General features: G+C 63.0%; 12 protein-coding genes. 8 read left to right on the forward strand and 4 right to left on the reverse strand.

Features of this window, described 5'->3' with window-relative positions:
* Window position 1: 1 nt before the first annotated feature.
* The 6 genes from HJ536_RS18310 (at window position 2) to kduD (ending at window position 6,657) form a co-directional block, all read left to right on the forward strand.
* On the forward strand, window positions 2–1,108 hold the full coding sequence (locus tag HJ536_RS18310; protein WP_177158858.1) for an ABC transporter ATP-binding protein: 1,107 nt from the start codon (window positions 2–4) through the stop codon (window positions 1,106–1,108).
* Window positions 1,109–1,136: 28 nt separating this feature from the next.
* A complete protein-coding gene (locus HJ536_RS18315) occupies window positions 1,137–2,402 on the forward strand; it encodes an ABC transporter substrate-binding protein (RefSeq protein WP_177158859.1) in 1,266 nt (421 codons plus the stop codon).
* Window positions 2,403–2,473: 71 nt separating this feature from the next.
* Window positions 2,474–4,009: a polygalacturonase PglA gene (gene pglA / locus HJ536_RS18320; protein ID WP_177158860.1), complete on the forward strand. Its 1,536-nt coding sequence runs from the start codon at window positions 2,474–2,476 to the stop codon at window positions 4,007–4,009.
* Complete coding sequence (locus tag HJ536_RS18325; protein ID WP_177158861.1) at window positions 4,009–5,082, forward strand: glycoside hydrolase family 88/105 protein; 1,074 nt, start codon at window positions 4,009–4,011, stop codon at window positions 5,080–5,082. The genes pglA and HJ536_RS18325 overlap by 1 nt, the downstream gene beginning before the upstream one ends.
* 22 nt (window positions 5,083–5,104) lie before the next feature.
* Entirely contained in the window at window positions 5,105–5,932 is an 828-nt protein-coding gene (gene kduI, locus HJ536_RS18330) for a 5-dehydro-4-deoxy-D-glucuronate isomerase (RefSeq protein ID WP_177158862.1), read from the forward strand.
* On the forward strand, window positions 5,929–6,657 hold the full coding sequence (kduD, locus tag HJ536_RS18335; RefSeq protein WP_177158863.1) for a 2-dehydro-3-deoxy-D-gluconate 5-dehydrogenase KduD: 729 nt from the start codon (window positions 5,929–5,931) through the stop codon (window positions 6,655–6,657). Before kduI ends, kduD begins: the two co-directional genes overlap by 4 nt.
* A 42-nt stretch (window positions 6,658–6,699) precedes the next feature.
* Here kduD and HJ536_RS18340 read toward each other — a convergent pair whose 3' ends face one another.
* Window positions 6,700–7,812 carry a zinc-binding dehydrogenase gene (locus tag HJ536_RS18340; protein ID WP_177158864.1) on the reverse strand — a complete coding sequence of 371 codons (1,113 nt, stop codon included), beginning with the start codon at window positions 7,810–7,812 and terminating at the stop codon, window positions 6,700–6,702.
* Between the two features lie 343 nt (window positions 7,813–8,155).
* On the opposite strand from HJ536_RS18340, the gene HJ536_RS18345 reads away from it, so the two are divergent.
* Together HJ536_RS18345 and HJ536_RS18350 are read left to right on the forward strand one after the other, a co-directional pair.
* A complete protein-coding gene (locus HJ536_RS18345; protein ID WP_228028803.1) occupies window positions 8,156–9,574 on the forward strand; it encodes a NarK family nitrate/nitrite MFS transporter in 1,419 nt (472 codons plus the stop codon).
* Between the two features lie 66 nt (window positions 9,575–9,640).
* The gene (locus HJ536_RS18350) at window positions 9,641–11,428 is read left to right on the forward strand and encodes a bifunctional protein-serine/threonine kinase/phosphatase (protein WP_177158866.1); all 1,788 of its coding nucleotides are present in this window, start codon (window positions 9,641–9,643) and stop codon (window positions 11,426–11,428) included.
* Here HJ536_RS18350 and HJ536_RS18355 read toward each other — a convergent pair.
* Genes HJ536_RS18355 through nirB form a run of 3 tightly spaced genes read right to left on the reverse strand, consistent with a single transcriptional unit; the run spans window position 11,409 to window position 16,785 of the window.
* On the reverse strand, window positions 11,409–14,021 hold the full coding sequence (locus HJ536_RS18355; protein ID WP_177158867.1) for a nitrate reductase: 2,613 nt from the start codon (window positions 14,019–14,021) through the stop codon (window positions 11,409–11,411). The genes HJ536_RS18350 and HJ536_RS18355 overlap by 20 nt on opposite strands.
* The gene (nirD, locus tag HJ536_RS18360; protein WP_177158868.1) at window positions 14,021–14,353 is read right to left on the reverse strand and encodes a nitrite reductase small subunit NirD; all 333 of its coding nucleotides are present in this window, start codon (window positions 14,351–14,353) and stop codon (window positions 14,021–14,023) included. Before nirD ends, HJ536_RS18355 begins: the two co-directional genes overlap by 1 nt.
* A complete protein-coding gene (nirB, locus tag HJ536_RS18365) occupies window positions 14,350–16,785 on the reverse strand; it encodes a nitrite reductase large subunit NirB (protein WP_177158869.1) in 2,436 nt (811 codons plus the stop codon). The genes nirD and nirB overlap by 4 nt, the downstream gene beginning before the upstream one ends.

Here is a 16,785-nt window from a genome sequence, read left to right on the forward strand (position 1 = left end):
AATGGCACGTCTTCAACTGCATAACCTTGAGAAAACCTACGGCAACGGGTTCCGCGCCGTGCATGGCATCAACCTTGATATCGAAGAAGGGGAGTTCATGGTCTTCGTCGGCCCTTCGGGCTGCGCGAAATCCACCACCCTTCGGATGATCGCCGGACTAGAGGAGATCAGCAGCGGCGAGGTGCGCATCGGCGACCGGATCGTCAACGATCTGCAACCGGGCAAGCGCCACATCGCGATGGTGTTCCAGAACTACGCCCTTTACCCCCATATGAAGGTGCGCTCGAACCTGTCGTTCGGCCTGCGTCTGGCAGGTGTGCCAAAGGCCGAGCGCGCCAAGGCCGTGGACGAGGTTGCCCGCATCCTAGAGATCGAGCCCCTTCTGGACCGTCTGCCCAAACAGCTGTCGGGCGGTCAGGCCCAGCGCGTGGCATTGGGCCGCGCCCTGATCAAGAAGCCCGAAGTGTTCCTGTTCGATGAGCCGCTCTCGAATTTGGACGCGAAACTGCGGGCATCCATGCGGGTGCGTATCACCGACCTGCACCGCCGCCTGAAGGCAGAGGGCAAAGCCTCGACCGTGGTGTATGTGACCCACGACCAGACCGAGGCGATGACCATGGGCGACCGCATCTGTGTGATGCAGTCGGGCCATATCATGCAGGTGGCGACGCCCAAGGTGCTGTACGACCAGCCCGCAAACCTGTTCGTGGCGGGCTTCATCGGCAGCCCCGAGATGAACCTGATCGACGGCCGCCTGACCGGCAACGCCTTTACCACCGGCGCCCAGCAGATCGACCTGCCCCCGCACCTGATGGCCCGCCTGTCTAGCTATCCCAAAGAGGCCGTTCTGGGCATCCGGCCCCAGCACCTGCGGCTGGCGACATCCGGCCTGACCGCCACCCTCAGGAACGTCGAGTTCATGGGCCATGAGGTTTACCTCTATGCCAATCTGGAGGGAACGGACGTGGTCTGCGTGGCCTCGACCGCCGAGTTCGACGCGATGGACCGCAGCGCGGACCGCCTGACGCTGCAACCAGACCCCGCCCACATGCACATTTTCGACCGCGAAAGCGGAGCGAATGTTTCGCTGCCCCGTGGGGCCGCGTGATTTCGGAAGATAGAGGAGGAGCTCCGAAATGAAGACCCTGATGACCAGTGCCGCCCTTGCGGCCATGCTAACCGCCAGCGCCGCGTCTGCTGCCGACCTGCGCATGTCGTGGTGGGGCGGTGAAAGCCGCCACGTCGCCACCCAAGAGGCGCTGAAAATCTGCGGCCAGAAATACGGCCACACCATTGCGCCCGAATTCACCGGCTTTGACGGATACCTCGAGAAGCTGACCACGCAGATGGCCGGCGGCACCGAGGCGGACATCGTGCAGGTCAACTGGCCTTGGTTGCCGCTGTTTTCAAAGGACGGTGACGGTTTTGCCGATCTGAACAGCCTGTCCGATGTGATCGAACTGACCCAGTGGACCGAAGACCAGCGCGCCGCTGTCACCGTGGATGGCAAGCTGAACGGCCTGCCCCTGTCGACCTCGGGCCGCGTGTTCTTTTTCAACCTGACCACGCTGCAAGAAGCTGGCATTGCCGTCCCAACCACGTGGGACGAATTCCTGACCGCCGCCGCAGCCCTGCGCGCGGCCAAGGGCGACGACTACACCCTGTTCAACGCAGTAAAAGAAACCGCGCAGCTGCTGGTCACACTGGCCGTCGTGCAAAAGACTGGCAAAGATCTGGTGGACCCCGAAACCAACCGCGCCGCTTGGACCGTCGAAGAGCTTGCCGTCGGAATTGAGCATTATGGCAAACTGGTCGCGACCAAGGCCGTCCGGTCGATGCAAGAAGACGCGGCTGCGGGCAACGTGAACCTCTATGAAAAGCCCGAATGGGCCGAGGGCAAGATCGCGGGCTCCTATGAATGGGACTCGACCTACAGCAAATACGCGGACCCGCTGAACGATGGCCAGACCTTGCAGGCCGTTCCGCACATCCGCTTTGCAGATGCGGTCGTGGACGGGATTTACGCCAAACCGTCGATGTTCTTTGCGGTATCGGCCCATGCCAAAGACCCCAAAGCCGCCGCCCAGATCGTGAACTGCCTCTTGAACGAGCCCGAGGGCATCGACGCCTTGGGCGATACGCGGGGTCTGCCTGCCTCGGCGATTGCGGCCAAACGTCTGACCGATGCCGGTGCGATCAACCCCAATGTGGCAGCGGCGAATGCCATCGTGATGGCGGCCAGCGGCCCGACCATCTCGCCCTTTAACGAGCATCCCGAGGTGCGCGGCATCTTCATCGATACGCTCGAAGAATACGCCTACGGCATGATCAGCGCCGAGGACGCCGCCGAGGTCATCCTGAACAGCACCAACAAAGTGCTGCGCGGATTTGACCCCAGCTAACCCCTCTGCCCTGCCGCGACACTCCCGGCGCGACAGGGCGTTTTTGACAGACCTCAAAGGGTACAACGGACATGCTTTCGCTGACCGCACTTTCGGTGCGCACAATCGCCTTTTGCTATGCGCCTGACGGGGCACGCTACTACCTGCCCGAAATGGTCCCGTGGACCCTGAGCAGCGCGGGCACGGTGCAGCACGGCCAGACCGGCACAGCCCTGACCGTGATAGACGACCTGATCCCCGACACCGACTATGCGCTGACCGTCGTGGGCGAGACCCTGCCCTTTCGCACGCCCCCCTGCGCCGGGCTAGTGGACATCACCGATCATGGCGCGATTGCCGATGGCCCCGACACCGCCTCGCACGCAGCCGAGAATGCCCGCGCCCTGATCCGCGCCATTGGTGCGGCGCCAAAATGCGGCACCGTCCTGATCCCCGAGGGCACTTGGGTCTGCGCCCCCATGGCCCTGCGCAGTGATCTGACCCTCTGGCTCAAGGGCACTCTCAAGGCCCCCGCTGACCGCACAGGCTGGCCGATCCTGCCTGCGCGCAACCACGCAGGGAAAATGCTGGGATCGTGGGAGGGATTGCCCGCCGATTGCTTTGCCGCGCCCATATACGCGGTGGGAACAGAACGTCTGACCATCGCTGGCCCCGGCGCGCTCGAAGGTGGCGGGGATCGCGGCGACTGGTGGAGTTGGTCCAAAGACACCCGCCAAGGCGCCCGCCGCCCCCGCGGCCTGCATCTGGTGAATTGCCAGCACACACAGTTGATCGGGTTCTCGGTGCGCAATGCCCCTTCGTGGACGGTGCACCCGCAGGGCTGCCATGACCTGACCATCGCGGGCCTGCATATCAGCGCCCCCGATGACAGCCCCAACACCGACGGCTGCAACCCCGAAATGTGCCAAAAAGTGCGCCTGACGGGGGTGAGATTTTCGGTCGGAGATGACTGCATCGCCATCAAAGCCGGCAAACGCGGCGACCAAGGCCAAGAGGATCACCTGACCCCTACTCGCGACATCGCTATCACCCATTGCCTGATGGAGCGGGGGCATGGCGGCGTTGTCCTTGGCTCTGAAATGAGCGGCGATATCACCGACATCACCGTGGCCGCCTGCGAGATGACAGGCACAGACCGCGGCCTGCGCCTGAAAACCCGCCGAGGGCGCGGTGGCCGGATTGATCGCGTAACCTTTCGCGATGTGACGATGACCGATGTGGAGACCGCCTTTAGCGCGAATGCCTTCTACTACTGCGACCACGATGGGCACGACGATTGGGTCCAGACCCGCACCCCCGCGCCCGTCACCCACCTGACCCCGCATATCGGCCGGATCGAGGTTTCGGACGTCACAATCACCGGCCTGTCCCATGCGCTGGGGGCCTTTATCGGCCTGCCCGAGCAGCCCATCGGCCCGATCCACCTGACCCGCATCACCGTGCTGGGCTTGAACCCCGATGCCGTGGCCACCGCCCCCGTTATGGCCGATCACATCCGCCCCCTGTGCCATGCGGGCTTCGCCCATGAACACGCGCAAATCCTCGCGGACCCCGACATTCCGATCGAAGAAGGCGGGCTGACCCTGCTTTCGGAAAGGACAGACTAATGGACTTGCTAGACTACTTCGACGCCTACGCCCGCGATTACCGCGCCTACAAAGGCGGACGCTGGTGCTATGAGGACGGCCTGCTCTATCTGGCGCTGGTGCGGCTGCATCGCACCACGGGCGAGGCGCGTTGGCTGGCCCATCTGCGCCGTCTGGTGGATGCGCAAGTCACCCCCGATGGCACGATCCGGGACTATAAGGCCCACGAATACAACATCGACAACATTCTGGCAGGCCGCTGCCTGTTCCATCTGGCCGACACCACTGGCGATGCCCGCTATGAGGCCGCCGCCGATCTGCTGGCAGGTCAACTGGCCAGTCACCCGCGCATTCCAGCAGGCAACTACTGGCACAAGCAGCGCTATCCCAATCAGGTCTGGCTGGACGGCCTCTACATGGGGCTGCCGTTCCAAGTGGAATACGGGCTGCGGAGGGGCAATGATGCGCTGGTGCAGGATGCCCTGAGCCAAGTCGAAACCGCGCTGGCCTTCACCAAGGGGCCAGCGGGCCTCTATATCCACGGCTATGATGACGCGCGACAGCAGCCTTGGGCTGATCCGGAAACGGGCCTGTCCCCTGCGGTTTGGGCCCGTGCTGTGGGCTGGCTGGCGATGGCGCTGGTTGATCTGGTGGACCTAATCCCCAATGACCCCCGCGCCCCCCGCGATGCGGCGCGTGATCTGCTAGAGGCGGTGATCGCCCATCAGCGCCCCTCGGGGCTCTGGCATCAGGTGATGTGCATGCCAGACCTGAAGGGCAACTACGAGGAAAGCTCTGCCAGCGCCATGTTCGCCTATGCCATTCTCAAAGGCGCGCGGTTGGGGCTGATCCCCGATGCCTCTGATGGCCACCGTGCCATGACCGCTCTGGAAGCCAAGCTGGCCCCCGTAGATGGCCGCCTGCAACTGACCGACATTTGCTGTGTCGCGGGGCTTGGTGGTTTTGACGGGGTGTATCGGGACGGCACGCCCGAATACTATGTCTCCGAACGCATCCAGCCCGACGACATCAAAGGCGTCGGCCCCTTTGCCTATGCCCTGACCGAGCGCCTGCGCGCATCTGCCCTCGCCTGACCAAGACCCAAAGGACCCCTTCATGACCCTGACCGTCACCACCCGCCACGCCATCCACCCCGACCACGCCAAGGGGATGGACACCGCCGCCCTGCGCCAGAATTTCCTGGCCCAAGACATGTTCGCAGACGGCGAAATCCGCCTGATCTACACCCATTACGACCGCTTCGTCATGGGCGGCGCGGTGCCAGCGGGGAGCGATCTGACCCTCGATGTGGTGGCCGAGACCAAGACCGCCACCTTCCTTGAGCGGCGAGAGATGGGCGTTGTGAACATCGGCGAGACGGGCACCATCACTGCGGATGGCCAGACCTACACCCTGGCCCATGGCGAGGTGCTGTACCTTGGCATGGGCACTGGCGCGGTAACCTTCAGCGGTTCGGGGCGGTACTACATCACCTCGGCCCCAGCGCATCGGGCCTATCCCACCCGCCTGATCACCATGGCCGAGTGCAAAGAGGTCCACATGGGCGCCTCTGAAACCAGCAACAAGCGCACCATCAAGCAGTTCATCCACCCTCTGGCCATGGAAAGCTGCCAGCTGATCTTAGGGTATACCACGCTGCATGATGGGTCGGTCTGGAACACGATCCCCTCGCACATCCACGACCGACGGATGGAGGCGTACCTCTATTTCGGCATGGCGCCAGAGGCCCGCGTTCTGCACCTGATGGGCGAGCCGCAGGAAACCCGTCACCTGTTCATTGGCAACGAAGAGGGCGCGATTTCCCCGCCGTGGTCGATCCATTCCGGCGCAGGGATCGGCGCCTACACCTTTATCTGGGCCATGGCGGGCGATAACGTCGACTACACCGACATGGACTTTATCCAGCCAAAGGACCTGCGATGAGCCGCTTTTCCCTATCGGGCAAGACCGCCCTTGTGACCGGCGCAAACACCGGCATCGGCCAAGCCATCGCCCTGTCGATGGCCGAAAACGGCGCCCATGTGATCGCCGCTGGCCGACGCACCTGTGCCGAAACCGTGGAAATGATGGGCAGCGGAGAGGAGCTGCTGCTGGACCTCTCGGACCCCATGTCCGCCAAGGATATCTTTGCGGGCCGCCAGATCGACATTCTGGTGAACAACGCTGGGATCATCCGGCGGGCTGATGCCGTGGACTTTACCGAGCAGGACTGGGACGACGTCATGGACATCAACGCCAAGGCGCTGTTCTTCACCTGCCAAGCCTTTGCCAAGGCCGTCTTTGCCCGCGAGGGCACGGGCAAGATCGTCAACATCGCCTCGCTTCTGTCGTTCCAAGGGGGCATCCGCGTGCCCTCCTACACCGCGTCCAAACACAGCGTCGCGGGCCTGACCAAGCTGCTGGCAAACGAATGGGCCGCCAAGGGCATCAACGTGAATGCCATCGCGCCCGGCTATATCGAGACGAACAACACCGCAGCCCTGCGCGCCGACCCCGCCCGCAACCAAGCGATCCTGGAGCGTATCCCCGCAGGCCGCTGGGGCCACGCGCGGGATATCGGCGATACGGCGGTCTATCTGTCCGCTCCGGCCTCGGACTATGTCCACGGGGCCGTGCTGAACGTGGATGGCGGCTGGTTGGCCCGCTAAACTTGTCAGCGCCGCCCCGTTATCGGGCGGCGCCACGCACCATTAGGCCCAAGGGGTCACAAGGTACTTCTCGCCCGTGCGCATAGCGCGATAGTCCAGCACAGCCTCTCGGGTCAGCATCTGTTCCAGGGTGACGCGGGTCTTGTAGTGGCTGGCAAAGGTGGTCGTCAGGTTGTCCCTGACCCGCTGGCGCATCCGCGCCACGGTCTCTTGCCCGATGGATTGCAGGAACGGGAACATGAGCCAGCCCGAAAGGCTCCAGCCAAAGCCATAGCTGCGGGTCAGCACCGTGGGACTGTTGTCGAGGCGGCCATAGATATACATGCGCTTCATCTGGTTCGAGCCATAGCGCGAGTATTCCGTCATCCGCTCATAGGCGACCCGTTCCATCGCTTTGAAGGCCGTGTCCACCAGCGTACCGCCCCCGATGGGATCAAACCCGCAGAACGCCCCCGTGGTGCGGATCGCATCGGTCAGCTGTTCATAGAAATCATCATCGGCAGCATTCACCACATGGCGCGCGCCCTGCCCCTTCAGCAGGTCCACATGGTCGGGTTTACGGACGATGTTCACCAGCTCGATCCCGTCCTCAAGGCAGATCCGCGTCAACATCTGCCCAAGGTTCGAAGCCCCGACCGTGTGCAAAATCGCGCTGGCCCCGTCGGCCCGCGCGGTTTCGACGAAGCCCAGAGCGGTCATCGGATTGATAAACGCGCTCGCGCCCTCTTCTGACGAATGGTCCCCCAAGGGCAGGCACAGGGCGGCATCGGCCAAGCAGTACTGGCTGTAGGCGCTGCCCGGCACGCAAGAGACCCGCTGCCCGATCAACGCCTGCGCTGCGGGGCTGTCACCGGCGGCAATCACGGTGCCTGCGCCCTCGTTGCCTGCGGGCAGTTTCAAGCCATGACGCGCCTTCGAGGCCGCATTGACCGATGCGGGCAACTTGGCCACGAATTTCCCCGCCGAGTATTCCGCGTTCTCCACATCCGCGCCGCCCACAAGAATGGCCAGATCCGAAGGGTTGATCGGCGCGGCCTCCATCCGAACCAGAACCTGAGTGCCGGTGGGATCGGCAAGGGTCACCTCTTCTAGCGCGACAGTCAGGGTGCCGTCAGCGTCGAGCGTGGTGAACAACTGTTTACCGGTGGTGGGCATGGGGAACCTTTCAATCTGGGCTATTCCTGCGAGAAGGTAGCTTAGCCGAACCAAGCCGCCCAGCCGGACGTTAGGTCAGGGCCTTTGGCGCGCAGCCCCTGCGGTCGTGGTGGAGGGTGCGCCTCTTCAAACAGGCCCTCCTGAATGCGCCCTCATTTTGCGCATCGCCCCAAATTTACGCCCTAAAATTAGGCATCGCCCCGCACTCATGCGCGAATTGCTAATTTGGAATGCAGGTTCTCGCGGATCTCGCATAACTGCTCATCCATCATCGCATCAGCTTGACGACACGGAGACCGCAATGTCTGCTTCGGGATTCAACATTTTTTCCTTCTCGGGGAAGATGAAGATACTTCATCTGTCCTGGTTCGCCTTCTTCCTGACATTCGTGGTCTGGTTCAACCTTGCGCCCATGCTTGGCGCGATCAAGGAAAGCCTTGGACTGACCAAGCCGCAGATCACCACCTTGCTGATCCTGAACGTCGCGCTGACCATTCCGGCGCGGATTATCATCGGGATGCTGACCGACCAATATGGGCCCCGCAAAGTCTACTCGGCGCTGCTGATTTTGGCCTCGATCCCCTGTTTCGTGTTCGCGGTCGCTGAGAACTTTACCCAACTGGCGCTGGCCCGTTTCGCACTGGGCTTCATCGGTGCGGGCTTTGTGATCGGTATCCGCATGGTGTCCGAATGGTTCCCCGCCAACGAACTGGGCACCGCCGAGGGCATCTACGGCGGCTGGGGCAACTTTGGCTCTGCGGCGGCGGCATTCACCCTGCCGACGATCGCCCTCTGGTTCGGCGGCGCGGACGGCTGGCGCTGGGCCGTTGGCCTGACCGGTGCGCTGTCGCTGGTGTTCGGCTTTATCTACTACGCATCGGTGCAGGACGTTCCCAAGGGCTCGAAATACTTCAAACCCAAGAACGCGACCGCCATGGAAGTGACCTCGAAGGGCGACCTGTACTTCCTGCTGATCATGAAGGTGCCGCTGTATATCGCGCTGGGTGCGCTGGCATGGCGCCTGAAGAACGTAGACATCTTCACCCCGATGACCACCAACGTGGTCTACTTTGGCCTACTGCTGCTTTATGCCTATGACGCGATGCTGGCTGTCCGTGCGAACCGCACTGTCTTTACCGAAGAAGTGCCCGAGTTCCAGCGCTACAAGTTCAAACAGGTGGCGATCCTGAACATCCTGTACTTCGCGACCTTTGGCTCGGAACTGGCGGTTGTGTCGATGCTGCCCCTGTTCTTTGCGGAAACCTTTGATTTGTCGCCGGTTGTGGCGGGTATGGTGGCCTCGGCCTATGCCTTTATGAACCTGATGTCGCGCCCCGGTGGCGGTCTGATTTCCGACCGGTTCGGCCGCAAGAAAACCCTGCTGATCCTGACCGCCGGTCTGGCTGTGGGCTATGCGCTGATGGGCATCGTGGACGCCTCTTGGCCCGTCTGGTTGGCGGTTGTGGCGGCCATGGCGTGCTCGTTCTTTGTTCAGGCGGGCGAAGGCGCGGTGTTCGCGGTGGTGCCGCTGATCAAGCGTTCGCTGACCGGCCAGATCGCGGGCATGACCGGCGCTTACGGAAACGTCGGCGCGGTGATCTATCTGATCATCTACTCGGTGGTGGATGCCTCGACCTTCTTCCTTGTGATTGCGGGGACTGCGGTGATCGGCTTCCTCGCGCTGCTTCTGCTCGAAGAACCCTCGGGCGAGATCGCCGAAGTTGACGAAGACGGTTCCGTCACCATGATCAAGGTCTCCTGACCGGTTCGCAAAGTGTTGACAGCAGGCGGGTTTTTACCCGCCTGTTTTCGTTAAGAGGAGAGCCCCATGACCCCGCAAACGCCCAAAGGCTATGCCGCCGTAAAAGGCCAGTTCCCGACCCACCCGCTGAAGGCGGTGATGGGGGGCTATTCCTCGGCCGGGGTCAAACCGCGCAATGATGATGCGATCTCGGGGCGCATTCCCGACCAGCTTTACGAATTGCACACCAAGGGCGCGACGATCTGCATTGCGGACGGGATCAGCACGGGGCGCAATTCCTATAAGGCGGCGCAGACCTCGGTGATGCAGTTCGCGCAGGACTACTATTCCGCGCCCGAAAGCTGGCCTGTGGCCGATTGCGCCAGCCGTTTGATTCAGGCCCTTAACGGGTTTTTCTATACCCAGAACAAGTCCGGCTCGCCCGAGGCCGAAGGTCAGGTGACCACCTTTACCGCGATGATTGCCCGCTCGACCACCGCGCATGTGGTCCATGTGGGGGACACGCGGTGCCTCTTGCTGCGGAACGGCAAGCTGACCTGCCTGACCAGCGACCACACCAGCCGCTACATGGGCGAGAAAGAGGTCCTGACCCGCGCGCTTGGCATCGATAGCCGGTTGAACGTGGACTACTCTGAACACGAGATGAAGGCCGGCGATGTCTTTGTGCTGCTCTCGGACGGGGTGCACAGCTTTGTCCGAACCGCCGCGATGGCCGAACTGCTCCAAGGCCCCCTAACCACCCAGACCCAGCTAGAGCGCGCCGCCCGCGCCCTGTGTGACGCCGCGCTTGCTGCTGGCAGTGACGACAACATTTCGGCGATGATGATGGCGCTGACCGCCCTGCCCTCGGAAACCCTGACCGAGGCGCACCGCCGCCTGACCACGCTGGCGATCCCGCCCGCGCTACAGCCCGGCAACAAGATCGACGGCTGGAAGGTGATCGAAGTGCTCCATGCCTCGACCCGCAGCCACGTGTACAAGGTCCGGCGCGTTGATCACGGCGATGAGGATTTCGTGCTGAAAGCCCCCTCGCGCAATTTCGCCGACAGCCTGCAATACCTCGAAGGGTTCACGCTGGAGCAATGGGTAGGCCGCAAAATCAACCACCCGCAGGTGATGAAAATTCTGCCCCACGAGGACAGCAGCTTCCTCTATTGCATCGCTGAATGGGTTGAGGGCGAAACCCTGCGCGACTGGATGAAACGCCATCCAGTGCCCCGCATTCGCGATGTGCTGCCCATTCTGGAATCCTTGGTGACGGCGGTTCGGGTGTTTCACCGTCTCGGGATGGTGCACCGCGATCTGAAACCCGAGAACATCATGATCCTCGCGGATGGCACCGCCAAGATCATCGACTTCGGCTCGGTGCAGGTCGCGGGGTTCAAGGGCCTGCTGACTGGCGCGGACGAGGACCTGCCCGAGGGGTCGGTGAACTATATCGCCCCAGAGGTTCTGGCGGGGCGCAGTGCCTCGAACCTGTCCGATCTGTTTTCGATTGCCGCCATCGCCTATGAAATGATCGCGGGCAAAGTCCCCTTTGATCACGAGAAAAAGGGCGATCGGCTGTCCACCGCGGCCAAGGATTGGGTTCCCAAAGCCCTGACCGATTTGCGCCCCGACATGCCCTCGACCCTGCAAAAGGCGCTGGAACGCGCGCTGTCATATGACCCGTCGAAGCGGCCTCAGGTGATGACAGAGCTTCTGGGGGAAATCCGGAATGCGCGGAAAGAGTTGGCTGCGGGGGGCGATTTCGTTCCCCTGCTGGAACGGGGCTCCAAAACATTCTGGCGGACGTGGGCGCTGACGGCCACCGGAGTGGCCGCCGCGTTATTGGTTACTCTGCTGGTACGTTGACGGAGGCCAACAGGCCCGCCAGTTCCGATTTGCACGACCCGCAGTTGGTGCCTGCCGAAAGGCACGCGCCAATCTGTTCCACCGTCGTCAGGCCTTTTCCTTCGATCTCGCGCAGGATGGTGTTGCGGCCCACGGCAAAGCACGAGCAGACCACCGGACCCGGATCGGGCGTGTCGCCCTTGGCCTGCCCTGCCAAGGCCCACAGAGTCTCGGTCCCCGGCAAACCGGCCAGAAAATCGCGCATTAGCGTCACGGGCTGGAGCCCCGCATAGAAGGCCGCCAGCAGGATTTCCCCGTCAAAGAACGCGATGCGGAAGGTGCCGCGCTTGGCGTCCCGCAGCACCTGCGTATCCGCATCCGGCAGGCCGAACAGTCTACGGGCGTAGGCTTCCCAATCCTCGGGCGTGGCATCGCCCGCCAGTTCCGCGCGCCACCCCTGAACGGTCCGCGCCCGCGCCCAATAGGCGCAATCGGGCGCCAGATCGCCGGTGGAAATGGCGAACCCGTACCAAGCGGGCACAAAAGCCTCGGCCGAGACGGTGCTGGCTTTGCTTTCGGGCTGGCCCGAAATCGGGTCCACGACCGGTGCAACCAGCGCGTCGATCCGCGCCGCCGGAGCGGTCTCGCCCGTCCAGTGCATCGGTACGAACACATCGCCTTTGGTCACATCGTCAGTCTGACGCAGGCGCAGGATCGCCGTGCCGTGGGGGCTGGTCAGGCGCACCAGATCGGCAGGCTTCAGCCCCAGACGCGCGGCATCCTCGGGGTGCATGTCCACAAAGGGTTCGGGCAAATGCGCCGACAGCCGCGGGCTGAGCGCCGTGCGGGTCATGGTGTGCCACTGATCCCGCAGACGGCCCGTGTTCAGGCGGAACGGACGCGCCCCGTCCTGCGCGGACACCGGCGGACGGTGGGTCAGCGCCAGCATCTTGGCCTTGCCGCCCGCGTGATAGAACGCGCCGTCGGCAAAGAACCGGCCACCCTCTTTGGCGGGCCCTTGGGGCCAGCGGAAGGGCTGCATCGCGTCATAGGCAACCCCGTCAATCTGCGACAGGTTCGAGATATCGAAATCACGGCCGAACTGGCCAGCGATCCCTGACAGCGCGGCGTATTCGCGGAAAATCTCGACCGGTTCCTGCCAGTCAAAGCCCGCATAGCCCATGCGCTGCGCGACCTGCGCCATGATCCACCAGTCGGGCTGCGCCTGACCGGGGGCCTCCAGAACGGTGCGCTGGCGGGAAATGGTGCGGTCCGAATTGGTTACCGTCCCCGATTTTTCCGACCAAGCACTGGCAGGCAGCAGAACGTCTGCCAGACGCGCGGTGTCCGTGCGTTCGGTGATGTCGCTGACCACGACAAAGTCGCAACCCTTGACCGCATCGCGCACCTTGTCCGCGTCGGGCAAGGTCACGGCGGGGTTCGAATGGATCACCCACAGGACCTTGATCCGGCCCTCGGACAGGGCCTTGAACATATCAACAGCCTTGAGGCCCGGTTTTTCCGGCATCGCGGGCGATGACCAGAAGCCCTGAACAGCGTCGCGGTGCTCGGCGTTCTCCAGATCCAGATGGCAGGCCAGCATGTTGGCAAGGCCGCCAACCTCGCGGCCACCCATCGCATTGGGCTGACCGGTCACGCTGAACGGTCCGCACCCGAGGGTGCCGATCCGCCCCGTCGCCAAGTGGCAGTTCAGGATGGCGTTCACCTTGTCCGTGCCCGCGCTGGATTGGTTCACCCCTTGACTGAAGATGGTGACGACCTTTTGCGTCCCGATCCACAGATCATAGAACGCTTGCAGGTCCGCGTCGGACAGGCCGGTGATTGCCGGGTCGCAGGCGTGGGCGCTGGCAATCGCGGCCTCGGCCCCTTCGACATGGGCGTCGAGCCAATCCTGATCCAGCATCCCGCGGCGATCAATCTCGGCCAGCAGCGCGTTGAACAGCGCCACATCGCTGCCCGCTGCCAGTTTCAGGTGCAGATCAGCACCGTCACAGCTGGCCGTGCGGCGCGGGTCAATGACCACCAGCTTCATCTCGGGACGGGCTTTGCGCGCCGCCAGAATGCGCTGGTACAGAACCGGATGACACCACGCCAAATTCGAGCCGGTCAGCACGATCAGGTCGGCCTTTTCCAGATCCTCGTAGGTGCCGGGGACGGTATCGGTGCCGAACGCCCGCTTGTGCCCCGCCACGGTCGAGGACATGCACAGCCGCGAGTTGGTGTCGATGTTTGCCGAGCCGATGAACCCTTTCATCAGCTTGTTCGCTACATAGTAGTCCTCGGTCAGTAACTGACCCGAGACGTAGAAGGCCACCGCATCCGGCCCGTGTTCGTCGATCACGGCGCGGAAGCGATCCGCCACCAGATCAAGCGCGCTGTCCCAATCGGTGTCCTGTCCGTCCACGCGCGGCGCGAGCAGACGGTGATCGGTGCCGACGGTTTCCGCCAGCGCCGACCCTTTGGAACACAGGCGGCCAAAGTTGGCGGGGTGGTCAGGGTCGCCCTTGACCGTCAGCCCGCCCTTTCCATCCGGCGTCAGCAGAACGCCGCAACCCACCCCGCAATAGGGGCAGGTCGATTTTACCGTCGTCATCAGGCTGCGCTCCGCGCCGCCACGGTGCTGACGTCCAGCAACAGGCGACCGTCCTCGATGCGGATCGGATAGGTCGCGATCTGGCCTTCGTCAGCGCCCTGCGCCTCGCCGGTTTCCAGCGAATAGACCCAGTTATGCAGCGGGCATGTCACGGATTTCCCATGCACGATCCCCTCGGCCAAGGGGCCGCCCTTGTGCGCGCACGTGTTCGAGGTCGCGAAAACCTCTTCTTCGGCGGTGCGGAACACGGCGATGCAGCCCGCTACGGTTTTGACAATACGCGCCCCGCGCAGGGGGATGTCGTTCAGGGCTCCGATATCGGTCCAGCTCATTCTGCGGCCTCCTGGCTCAGATCTGCGAGGGGGGTGTACTGCGCCATGTTGTTGGCGACGTGATCGGCCCACGGGTCTTTCTGGTAGACGCTCTGGCTGATGTCGAAGCGTTCAACCAGCGCAGCGCGGTTGGCGGGGTCGGACAGGTGCTCTTGCACCCAGCCAAGGCCCACTTTGGCGACCCATTTATAGGCGCGGTCCAGATATTTGCCGTTCTCGCGGTAGAGCTGCATGAACGCGACGGTCCATTCCAGCACTTCCTCTTCGGTGGCGACATCGATCAGACGCTCGGTTTCCTTGACGTCCATACCGGCGGCACCAGCGACCCCGATCTGGTAGCCCGAGTCCACACAGATCACACCGATGTCCTTACACGTGGCCTCTGCACAGTTGCGCGGGCAGCCTGACACGGCCAGCTTGACCTTGTGCGGCGTCCACGATCCCCAAAGGCGTTTTTCCAGCTTGATGCCAAGGCCGGTCGAGTCCTGCGTCCCGAAACGGCACCAGTCCGTCCCCACACAGGTTTTCACCGTCCGCAGACCCTTGGTGTAGGCGTGACCAGAGACCATGCCCGCATCGTTCAGGTCCGACCAGATCGCCGGTAGGTCCTCTTTCTTGATGCCCAGAAGGTCGATCCGCTGGCCGCCGGTCACTTTGACAGCGGCGTCGTATTTCTTGGCGGCTTCGGCGATGGCGATTAGTTCCTCAGGGGTGGTCATGCCGCCCCACATCCGCGGCATCACGGAATAAGTGCCGTCTTTCTGGATGTTTGCGTGGTTCCGTTCATTCACAAAGCGCGACTGCAGATCGTCCTGATACTCGAGCGGCCAGTCGGCCAAGAGGTAGTAGTTGATCGCAGGGCGGCAGACGTGACAGCCGTTGACGGTCTTCCAGCCCAGTTCCTGCCAGACGGCGGGCTGGGACTTCAGTTCGCGCGCCTTGATCAGGCGGCGGACGTCTTCGTGGGTCAGGTCGGTACACTTGCAGACGGGCTTTTCGGCCTTGGCCTCAAAGCTGTCGCCCAAGGTCACGGCCAGAACCTGCTCGACCAGTCCGGTACAGGTGCCGCAGGACGCAGAGGCCTTGGTCAGCGCCTTGACGTCGTCCAGAGTGTGCGCCCCGCCCTCGATCGCGGAAACGATGGTGCCTTTGCAAACGCCGTTACAGCCACAGATTTCGGCGTCAGCCGGCAATGCTGCAACGGCTGCCAGAGGGTCCGCGGCGGCTGCGCCACCCCCCTGAAATGCCGGGCCAAAGATCAGCGTTTCGCGCATCTCTTCGATGTCGGTGCCATCCTTGATCAGGCCGAAAAACCAGTTGGAGTCCGCGGTGTCGCCGTACATCACGGCGCCGATCAGCTTGTCATCCTCGATCACGAGACGCTTGTAGACGCCACGCTTGGGGTCGCGGAACACGATATCCTCGCGGCCTTCGCCCTCGGCAAAGTCGCCGGCGCTGAACAGATCGCAGCCGGTGACTTTCAGCTTGGTGGACAGCTCGCGCATTTTGAACACGTCGTCTTCGCCAAGCAGGGTTTTCGCCAGCACTTTCGCCTGATCGTACAAAGGCGCGACCAGACCAAAGAGGTTGCCGTTAAACTCGACGCATTCGCCAACCGCCAGAATATCGGGGTCAGAGGTGCGCATCTGCGCGTCCACCTTGATGGCTCGGCCCATGTCCAGACCGGCCGCCTGCCCCAGCGCAACGGCGGGACGGATGCCCACAGCCATACAGACGATGTCGGCCTTCAGTACGGTGCCGTCTTCCAGCAGAACGCGCTCGACCTTGCCGTCGCCTTCGATGCATTTGGTCTGGGCCTTGAGCAGCACGTTGATCCCGCGCTTTTCCAGATCCTTTTTCAGCAGGTAACCAGCCGCCTCGTCTAGCTGACGCTCCATCAGGTGACCCATGATGTGCAGCACGGTGACTTCCATACCGCGCAAGCGCAGACCGGCCGCCGCTTCCAGACCCAAGAGGCCGCCACCGATGACCACCGCGTGGCCGCCCGGCGTGGCCGAGGCTTCGATCATTGCGTTGGTGTCTTCCAGATCGCGATAGGCAACCACGCCGGGCAGATCGTGACCGGGCATCGGGATGATGAACGGCGCGGACCCCGTGCCGATCACCAGCTTGTCATAGGGAACTTCGCCGTTCTCGCCGATGACCACTTTGCGCTCGCGGTCGATGCCGGTGACCTTTTCGCCGAAACGGGTGGTCACTTTGTTCGCCGCGTACCACGCATCGTCATGGGTGACGATTTCCTCAAAGGTCTTTTCGCCCGACAGAACCGGCGAAAGCATGATGCGGTTGTAGTTCCCGCGCGGCTCGGCGTTGAACAGGGTTACCTCGAACGCATCGGGTGCGGCGTCGAAGAGATGCTCAAGGACACGGCCGGACGCCATGCCGGCACCAATGACGACAAGTTTCTGCAT

This window comes from Donghicola mangrovi, from assembly GCF_013377535.1.
GTDB classification, from domain to species: domain Bacteria; phylum Pseudomonadota; class Alphaproteobacteria; order Rhodobacterales; family Rhodobacteraceae; genus Donghicola; species Donghicola mangrovi.